Source organism: Roseovarius sp. MBR-154 (genome assembly GCF_053628595.1).
In genome coordinates this window covers 1-2198 of record NZ_JBRJGR010000063.1, presented here as the reverse complement: position 1 = coordinate 2198, position 2198 = coordinate 1, and the positions used below count along the sequence as shown (strand labels likewise).

General features: G+C 67.3%; 2 protein-coding genes. Both read right to left on the bottom strand.

Annotation, left to right across the window (positions count from 1 at the left end):
- Nucleotides 1-186 precede the first annotated feature (186 nt).
- Nucleotides 187-2034, bottom strand: coding sequence for an ABC transporter ATP-binding protein (locus ACSSV4_RS23140; RefSeq protein WP_454277327.1), 1848 nt, complete (start codon nucleotides 2032-2034; stop codon nucleotides 187-189).
- Between the two features lie 71 nt (nucleotides 2035-2105).
- Nucleotides 2106-2198 (bottom strand): EF-Tu C-terminal domain-related protein (locus ACSSV4_RS23135; RefSeq protein ID WP_207545791.1); only part of this gene is annotated, 93 nt, incomplete at its 5' end.

Genomic DNA, 2198 nt, shown 5'->3' with positions numbered 1-2198 from the left:
GCGTTTCGACATCTCTGATCTCCTTCTCGTCGAAGATCAGCAGACTGCAAATCGTAGCTTATGTCAGTGTCCGAATTTCGGGGGGCAGCTCACCCCTGCGCCCGGCTCCCTGTTCTGCGGATGCAACCGCCACGCCCGTCCCTCCGGACCGGCGCGGCAGATTGCCCCAGAGCGCCCACGGCAGGCTTATTCGCTCAGAAACCCGCCCGATTGCCGCGACCAGAGCCGGGCATAAAGCCCGCCCTGCGCCAGCAGCGCGGCATGCGTGCCCTCTTCGACGATGCGCCCCTCGTCCATCACGATCAGCCGGTCCATCGCCGCGATGGTCGAGAGGCGATGCGCGATGGCGATCACCGTCTTGCCCTGCATCAGCCGGTAAAGCTGCGCCTGAATCGCCGCCTCCACCTCCGAGTCGAGCGCCGAGGTCGCCTCGTCCAGCACCAGGATCGGCGCATCCTTGAGCGCGGCGCGGGCAATCGCAATGCGCTGCCGCTGCCCGCCCGAGAGCTTGACGCCACGCTCACCGACATGCGCCTCCAGACCGCGCCGCCCGCGCGCATCCGACAGCCCGGCGATGAATTCCCTGGCCTCGGCGAGATCGGCAGCCGCGAGGATCTCGGCCTCGGTCGCGCCGGGGCGGCCATAGGCGATATTGTCGCGCACCGAGCGGTGCAAGAGCGCGGTATCCTGCGTCACCACGCCGATGGCCGCGCGCAGGCTGTCCTGCGTCACCCCGCGGATATCCTGCCCGTCGATCTCGATGCGCCCGCCGCTCAGGTCATGGAACCGCAAGAGCAGGTTGACCAGTGTCGACTTGCCCGCCCCCGAGCGCCCCACCAGCCCGACCTTCTCGCCGGGCGCGAGCGCAAGGTCGAGCCCGTCGATCACCGCCGGTTTCGCCCCGACCGCCTGATCGTAATCGAACCGCACCGCGTCGAACCGGATCGCGCCCTGCGTCACCACCAGCGGGCGCGCAACAGGCGCATCCTGCACCTTGCGTGGCATCGACAGCGTCGTCAGCCCGTCGCGCGCGGTGCCGATATTCTCAAAGAGCGCCGAAAACTCCCACATCACCCAATGCGACATGTTCCCCAGCCGCAGCGCCAGCGGAATCGCCACCGCAAGCGCGCCCAGATCAATCCGCCCCTGCAGCCACAGCCACAGGCCGAGGCCCGTCACCGCCCCCGTGAGCAGCGCATTGAGCAGGTTGACCGACATGTCCTGCACCGCCACCAGCCGCATCTGCCGGTGCACGGTTTGCAGGAACCCGTCGAGCCCGGCGCGCGCATGCGCCTCTTCCCGTGCGGCATGACTGAACAGCTTGACCGTGGCGATATTGGTATAGCTGTCGACCACGCGGCCCGTCATGTCGGCGCGTGCGTCGGCCTGTTCCTGCGACACCCGCCCCAGACGCGGCACGATCACCGCCAGCATCCCGCCATAGGCCAGCGCCCAGAGCGCGAAGGGCACCGCCAGCCTCAGATCCTGCGCCGCGGCCAGCACCAGCGCGCCGAGGAAATAGGCAAGGATATAGACCGCCACATCCATCAGTTTCATCACCGTCTCGCGCACGGCAAGCGCGGTCTGCATCAGCCGCGTGGCGATGCGCCCGGCGAATTCGTCCTGGAAATACCCCAGCGACTGCCCCAACAGCCAGCGATGCCCCTGCCAGCGGATGCGCTGCGGGAAATTGCCCATCAGGGTCTGGTACATGATCAGCGCCCCGATCACGCTGAGCGCGGGCAGCACGAGCAGCAGCAACACCCCCATGCCGCCCAGCCGTGCGGATTCCTCCGCCAGAAAGCGCTCCGGCCCCAGATCCGCCATGCGATTGACCAGCGTGCCGAGATAGCCCATCAGCACGATCTCGACCGCCGCAAACAGCGCCGAGATCAGCGACATGACGATCAGCCACGGCGCGACGGGGCGCGCATAATGCCACAGGAAGGCCCAGAACCGCGCGGGCGGCTGGCCGGGCGGTGACGCAGGGTAGGCATCAATCCGTGCTTCGAAATACTGGAAAATCCGCTTCATGTCCGGCTCCGAAATAGAAAGGGGGCGTGCAGTGACCCGCACGCCCCCTGTCAGTCAGAGCGGATCAGATGTTACTCGATGATCTTCGACACGACGCCGGCGCCGACGGTGCGGCCGCCTTCGCGGATGGCGAAGCGCAGCCCGTCTTCCATGGCAATGGGCGC

Excerpts from the sequence above, each read along its gene's own strand:
- ACSSV4_RS23140 (WP_454277327.1), bottom strand. The coding sequence starts at position 2,034 with ATGAAGCGGATTTTCCAGTATTTCGAAGCACGGATTGATGCCTACCCT.